At 58.2% G+C, this 6,918-nt stretch carries 6 protein-coding genes (1 of these 6 only partly in view); 4 read left to right on the plus strand and 2 right to left on the minus strand.

Translation table 11 applies throughout. The features are described from left to right. Window positions 1-102: 102 nt before the first annotated feature. Both SLH47_RS09630 and SLH47_RS09635 read left to right on the plus strand, forming a co-directional pair. Window positions 103-1,713 carry a glutamate synthase-related protein gene (locus SLH47_RS09630; protein WP_320239278.1) on the plus strand — a complete coding sequence of 537 codons (1,611 nt, stop codon included), beginning with the start codon at window positions 103-105 and terminating at the stop codon, window positions 1,711-1,713. Between the two features lie 27 nt (window positions 1,714-1,740). After that, window positions 1,741-3,717: a thiamine pyrophosphate-binding protein gene (locus SLH47_RS09635; RefSeq protein WP_320239279.1), complete on the plus strand. Its 1,977-nt coding sequence runs from the start codon at window positions 1,741-1,743 to the stop codon at window positions 3,715-3,717. A 51-nt stretch (window positions 3,718-3,768) separates the two neighbouring features. Here the strand turns inward: SLH47_RS09635 and SLH47_RS09640 are convergent, their stop codons facing one another. Continuing rightward, window positions 3,769-4,242 (minus strand): fasciclin domain-containing protein, encoded by a 474-nt coding sequence (locus SLH47_RS09640; protein WP_320239280.1) that lies wholly within the window; start codon window positions 4,240-4,242, stop codon window positions 3,769-3,771. Window positions 4,243-4,520: 278 nt separating this feature from the next. Between SLH47_RS09640 and msrP the strand changes: the two genes are divergently transcribed. After that, entirely contained in the window at window positions 4,521-5,420 is a 900-nt protein-coding gene (msrP, locus tag SLH47_RS09645; protein WP_320239282.1) for a protein-methionine-sulfoxide reductase catalytic subunit MsrP, read from the plus strand. Continuing rightward, window positions 5,389-6,039 carry a protein-methionine-sulfoxide reductase heme-binding subunit MsrQ gene (msrQ, locus tag SLH47_RS09650; protein WP_320239520.1) on the plus strand — a complete coding sequence of 217 codons (651 nt, stop codon included), beginning with the start codon at window positions 5,389-5,391 and terminating at the stop codon, window positions 6,037-6,039. The genes msrP and msrQ overlap by 32 nt, the downstream gene beginning before the upstream one ends. Window positions 6,040-6,163: 124 nt before the next feature. Here msrQ and SLH47_RS09655 read toward each other — a convergent pair whose 3' ends face one another. Continuing rightward, a protein-coding gene (locus tag SLH47_RS09655) for a hypothetical protein (protein WP_320239284.1) crosses the window boundary here: on the minus strand, window positions 6,164-6,918 show its 3' portion. The gene runs 163 nt beyond the window's last position; only the last 755 of its 918 coding nucleotides appear in the window; its start codon lies off the right edge, out of view; it ends in the stop codon at window positions 6,164-6,166.

Genomic DNA, 6,918 nt, shown 5'->3' on the forward strand with positions numbered 1-6,918 from the left:
GATGCGTCCAACCGTGGTAGAACCGTGGTATTTGCATTCACACGCTAGGCGGCGTGCACATTCCATGCTTTGTTCATCGACAACAGTTTGGAAGGGTGACCTATGAAGAAGACCGCTGTAGCCAGTCTCAGCACGCTCCCGGATCGCAAGCCGCAATATGCCTTGGTGGGCGAGGTCGATCTGGTTGTTGTCCGTTTCGATGATGAGGTCTCTGTCTTCTATGGACGCTGCCTGCATCGCGGGGCGCTGATGTCGGACGGTTTCGTGCGCGGCAAGGACCTGATCTGCGGCGTGCATAACTGGGACTATCGGCTCGATACCGGCGTCTCGGCTTACGCGAACGAAGAGGCGCTGCCAAAGTTCAACGCCTGGGTCGAGGGCGACGACATCCTTGTTGATACCGATGAGATTGCAGCCTGGGCCCAGGATCATCCGCAGCCTTACAACCGCGATGCTTATCTGGGCCTTTATGCCGATCCGTCGCATGGCATTGCCGAAGAGCCGCATACTGGACTGATCCAGCAATATGCGCGCGACGGGCTGTCCAAGACCGGCCATCATGGCAAGGTCGATGCGATGGGTGTGCCGCGTGCCGAACTGCCGTCTTGGGACGACATTCAGCTGCTGACGGCCCAATTGCACAAGGCGCCACTGTTAGATGATGATCCTGTTGGCACGGATGTGGTGATCGGTCCAAACGCGCAAAAACCGCTCCGTCTGAAGATCCCGCTTTTTGTCTCCGACATGTCGTTTGGAGCCCTATCGGAACCCGCCAAGGTGGCACTTGCCATGGGGGCCGAGATGGCGGGCACGGGCATTTGTTCGGGCGAGGGCGGGATGCTACCCGAAGAACAAGCGGCCAATTCACGGTACTTCTACGAACTGGCCTCGGCCCGCTTCGGCTTTGACTGGGACAAGCTAGAGAAGGTTCAGGCCTTCCACTTCAAGGGCGGACAAGGGGCCAAGACGGGCACTGGCGGGCACCTGCCCGGCAGCAAGGTGCATGGCAAAATCGCCGAGGTTCGCGGGCTGGATGCAGGGCAGGATGCGATTTCACCCCCGCGTTTTCCTGATTGGACAGAACCTGCGCAAATCAAGGATTTTGCCGATGAAGTGCGGGACAGGACCGGTGGCATTCCCATCGGTTACAAACTGTCAGCTCAGCATATTGAAAAGGATATCGATGCGGCTCTTGCTGTCGGGGTCGATTACATCATTCTGGATGGGCGCGGGGGTGGTACCGGGGCGGCACCGATCATCTTCCGCGATAATATCTCAGTTCCCACGATCCCGGCCTTGGCCCGGGCGCGCCGCCATCTAGATACGCTGGGGCGGCAGGACGTGTCGCTGATCATCACTGGCGGCTTGCGCAAACCGGCAGATTTCATCAAGGCCATGGCGCTGGGCGCCGATGCAATTGCGGTGTCGAACGCGGCCATGCAGGCCATTGGCTGTATCGCCATGCGGGCCTGCCATACCAATAACTGCCCTGTCGGGATTGCGACACAGCGGCCTGAGCTTGTCAGCCGGATCATCGTTGAAAACTCGGCCAAGCAACTCGGCAATTTCTTTGAAGCGAGCGTTGAGCTCATGCAGGTGATGGCGCGCGCTTGCGGACACGGTCATCTGTCCGAGTTCAACGCCGCTGACCTCACTACCTGGAAACGTGAAATGGCTGATCTTTCGGGCGTCGCCTATGGCGGTTTGGCCTGAACATCGAGACAAGAGAAAGATGAAAGCATGACTGAAACAAGCGAACTTGATTGGGTCAGTGTGGGCCCCGCCGATCTGCCCGAGGGCCGGGTGAAGACGGTGTCGGCCAAGAATGTCTATCTGTGCCTGTCGCATTTCGATGGCCAATGGGCCGCGATAGACAATCACTGCCCGCACCAGAAAGGTCCGTTGGGTGAAGGCACGATTGAGCGTGGCGTCGACGATAAGTGTTGGATTCGCTGTCCGTGGCATGGCTGGGATTTTGACCCGTTGACCGGCGCGCCTCCGGGTGGGCATGAAGATACGGGCCAAAAGACCTATCCGGTTGAGGTGCGTGAGGGTGAGGTGTTTATCGGTCTTGAGGCGGAGCCGCCCCACGTGCGCACCGTGACCGATTGCATGGCCGAGACGCTGGTGAACTGGGGTGTCAAACGTGTGTTTGGCATGGTGGGACATTCAAACTTGGGGCTGGCTGATGCAATCCGGCGGCGGACTGTGGATGGTGAGATGTCCTATATCGGCATTCGCCATGAAGGGGCCGCGGCCTTTGCCGCATCGGCCTATGGCAAACTGACTGGACAGCCTGCGGCCTGCCTGGCGATTGCAGGACCGGGAGCCACGAACCTGCTGACCGGCATGTGGGATGCCAAGGTGGACCGCGCGCCGGTCATTGCCCTGACAGGACAAGTTCAGACGCAGGTCTTTGGCCCCGGTGCGTTTCAGGACATCGACCTGAAGTCAGCCTTTCAGGCGGTCAGCAAATTCTCGCAGCCGGTTCTTTCGACGTCCAATCATGCAGAACTGGCGTCGCTCGCCTGCAAAACGGCGCTGATCGAACGGGATGTGGCGCATTTGATTTTTCCCGATGACACGCAGACCGACCCCTGTGATGCCCCGGCCAAAGGGCCGGAGGGGCGGGTGTCCGGCCCGGTTGTCATCCCCGCGCCGGATGATGTGTCGGTGGCGATTGACCTGATCAACGACGCCAAGCGCCCCTTGGTGATTATCGGCCATGGCGCGTGGGAGGCGCGCGATCAGATCATCGCTATGGCCGAGGCGATCGGGGCGCCCGTGGTCACGACCTTTAAGGGCAAGGGATTGATCCCCGACAGCCACCCCAATGCGGCGGGTGTTCTGGGCCGTTCCGGCACACCGATTGCCAGTTGGTTCATGAATGAATGCGACGTGCAGATCGTGCTGGGTGCTTCGTTTTCAAACCACACCGGCATCAACCCCGGCAAAAAGACGATTCAGGTCGATTTTGAGCGGATGCAATTGGGCAAATTCCACCCCGTCACCCTGCCGATCTGGGGCGAGATCGGGGCATTTTGTGATGCGGTGGCGCCTGCGATCAAACGTAACGCGGACGCGCCGGACCAGATCAGCGAATTGGTCGAGCGTTGGGATATGTGGCGCGCGGAAAAACAGGGCCGCTTGGCGGAAGAGGGGTCGCGCGGTGTCCATTCCGCCGCGATATTCGAGGCGCTGTCGCGTGTCGCACCAGAGGATGCGTTGATCGCCGTTGATGTGGGCAACAACACCTATTCCTTTGGCCGGTATTTTGAGACCAAGGGGCAGCGCGTCATGATGTCGGGCTATCTGGGCTCCATCGGGTTTTCTTTGCCCGCCGCCTTAGGTGCATGGGCGGCGACGCAGGATTTCGATGAGCTGCGCGGGCGTAAGGTGATTTCGATTTCGGGCGATGGCGGTTTTGGTCAATATGCGATGGAACTGACCACCGCCGTTAAATACGGCATGGATATCACCCACATCCTTTTGCATAACGATGAGCTGGGAAAGATCTCCAAAGAGCAACGGTCAGGGCAGTGGCCGGTTTGGGAAACGTCGCTGGTCAACCCGTCATTTTCCGCCTTTGCGCGATTGTGTGGCGCGCATGGAACCAAAGTCACCAAGGGTGATCAGGTCGAGGCAGCGCTGGTCGAGGCGCTGGCAATTGAGGGCCTCTCCCTGGTTGAGATCATGACGGATGCAGAGCTTGTCTGACGAAAAAGCCCCGGCACAAGGCCGGGGCTTTCGTGCATTGATCGGCGCGCCTTAGCTTGCGGGCAGGATCACGCTGTCGATCACATGGATCACGCCGTTCGATGCTTCGATGTCAGCTGTAACAACGTTCGCGTCTTCAACGGTCACACCACCTTCGGTCATGATGGTCACGTCAGCGCCATTCACGGTGGTCGCTTCCATTTCATTTGTCAGGTCGGTGGACATCACCTTACCCGGCACAACATGGTAGGTCAGGATGGAGGCGAGCGCCTCCGGGTCTTCCAGCAGGCCCTCAACCGTACCTTCTGGCAACGCGGCAAACGCCTCATCTGTTGGGGCAAAGATCGTGAATGGACCGTCGCCCTTCAGTGTATCGACCAGACCAGCAGCCTCAGCAGCTGTCAGCAGTGTCGTGAAGGATCCGGCCTCAGCAGCCGTATCGACAATATCCTTTTCGCCCATTGCGAATGCGGATGTCGCGACGACGGCGGCGGCGGTTACAGCGAAGAAAGTGTTGCGTAGCATTTAGTAGTCTCCCAGTTTCTTCGATGCCTCTGTTCAGCATCGTGATCTTTACGTGGCATCGTGGCCACGGATCACCGGGGAAACCCGCCCATCCGGCTTGACGCAAGGCGATGCGCGCCTAAGCCGCGACCCTTTTACATTTCCAGTCACATATCTGTGAAACAGTGTGATCTTTTCTGCCGGATTGTCGAACATTTCATCGTTCTGGCGGCATCGTGAGACACCTTTCAATCATTCTCACCTATATGCTTTTGGGAATCGGAACGAACGGAGGCCTTATGGCACATCGCTGGATCAATAACCTGACGCGGGCAGATGCCACGCCCAAGTCTGTCTACCTCAACCGTCGCCAAATTCTGGCGGGGACTGTGGGCCTGGGTGCCATCGGGCTGGCCGGCAGTGCCAGCGCCAACACGCTTGAGCCGAACACGCTCGAAGAGATCACGACCTATAACAACTTCTACGAATTCGGCACGGGTAAGAACGATCCGGCGCAGAACGCTCACAAACTGGTCACCTCCCCCTGGTCGATCAAGGTCGACGGTCTGGTCGACAATCCGGGTGAATATGCTTTGGGCGATCTGCTGGACGGCCTGACGGTCGAAGACCGGATCTACCGTTTCCGCTGTGTCGAGGCGTGGTCGATGGTAATCCCGTGGAACGGGATTGAGCTGGCCGATATCCTCAACAAGGTCGGTGTGCAGTCGCGCGCGAAATATGTGGCGTTTGAGACCGTCGTGCAGCCCGAGAACATGATCGGCGTTCAGCGCCGCGTGCTGGACTTTCCTTATGTTGAAGGTCTGCGTCTGGATGAGGCGATGCACCCGCTGACGATCATGGCGACCGGTATTTATGATGAGCCGATCTACAACCAGAACGGCGCGCCAATCCGTCTGGTCGTGCCATGGAAGTATGGCTTTAAATCGATCAAGTCGATTGTGCGGATCACGCTGCAGGAAGATGAGCCGCCCACAAGCTGGAACAAGGCCAATCCGCGCGAATACGGGTTCTATAGTAATGTGAACCCTAACGTCGATCACCCACGCTGGTCGCAGGCGACAGAACGACGGATCGGTGGGGGGCTTTTTGCGCCTCGGATCGATACGTTGATGTTCAACGGCTACGAAAATGAGGTCGCGGGCCTCTATGCGGGCCAAGACCTGTCGGTCGACATCTGAGGATAGCCCTGTGACCCCATCCCAAGCGATCAACGGCGCGCTGCGCAAGGTTCCGGCGTGGACTGTATATATAGTCTGCGCGATCTGGACGGCGTGGATGTTTTATCTTGGCCTGACCGGCGGGTTGGGCGTTGAGCCGATCAACGCTTTGGAACGGGAATATGGCGAGCTGGCCTTGCAGCTTTTGGTGCTGGGTCTGCTCGTCACGCCGCTTCGCAAATGGACGGGTGTGAACCTTTTGAAGTTCCGCCGCGCCATCGGGGTCAGCGCGTTCTTTCTGGTGCTCGCGCATTTCAGCGTCTGGGCGGTCCTGGATGTGCAGTCGGTTGAACGCATCTGGGCCGACATCGTTAAACGGCCTTATGTCACTGTCGGCATGGTGGGCTTTGTGCTGATGATCCCACTGGCGCTCACGTCGAACAACCTGTCGATCCGCAAGCTCGGCGCGGCCAGCTGGCGCAAGCTGCACAAGCTGACATATCCCATCGCTATCTTGGGCGCTGTCCATTACCTATGGCTTGCACGGGGCTTTCAGTGGGAGCCGCTGATCTATCTGGCGATCATCATGCTACTGCTCGCGGCACGGATGAAATGGGAGCGGGCGCGCGCAATGGCATAGCAATGCCATTGGTGAAAAAAGTGAGATGCGCTCTGAATTTTTTCGCTTCAACCCATCGCTCATTTGCATGTCGTGACCAATGATAAGTGCAAACCGCTTGGCGCGGCCCGCAACAATAATTGTCCTATGGCCGATCTTTAGGCTGAAGCTTCCTGATCATCTCACTAACGTTTGGCCCTGAACGAACATCGTCATGGACGGCTGGCTGAGTGGTAGTCGTTTTATCAAGCGCACTCGTGCCGGACTTTCCAAACTTGTCCCTCGCATTGGCAAAGGCGTTCTCGTCCCGCCCTGGAATGTTGATTGTCGGTTTAGGAGGCAACTTGATCAGTTCCTCGTCTTTCGGCTTCGCTTCCGATCTGTTTTGTATGACATCTACCCGGCCCATGACACCGCTGCGGGTTTCTACGCCCCCCATGAGCCTGAAAGCATTCTCTGGGCTGGAATCGTGGATTGCCTGCAGCCGCAGCGCCAATGCTCCACGAACTTCAAGGCCGTTGGGCAACTTGAAAGTTGGCGGGCCGTTGATCGCCTTGTCCATCACCTGCTTGGCCTCTAGGTCGTCGATTTTGCTTTGCAGGGCCGGCGGGCGAGGTGGCGTAGATCGACCGAGAGTGCCGAGCGGTTCTGGTCTCACGCCCGTGTCGGTGCCAACCTGGCCCACCATTGTTTCGGCATCTTGATTGATAACGGACCCGCTTTCGGCGTCACTTTCATCAATTTCTTCGGCGTCCAATTTTGCTGATGTCGCCGCGCTCGCGACGAACGCGAGCAGCTTGTTTGTGCCAGAACCAGTTTTATTGTCCGTCCGAGCAGCATCATCCTGACTACGCAGACTGGGCGGCCGAGAAGACGTTTCCATGAACGCCCGAAGCGGAT

This window comes from Cognatiyoonia sp. IB215182 (genome assembly GCF_033963905.1).
Lineage (GTDB): Bacteria > Pseudomonadota > Alphaproteobacteria > Rhodobacterales > Rhodobacteraceae > Yoonia.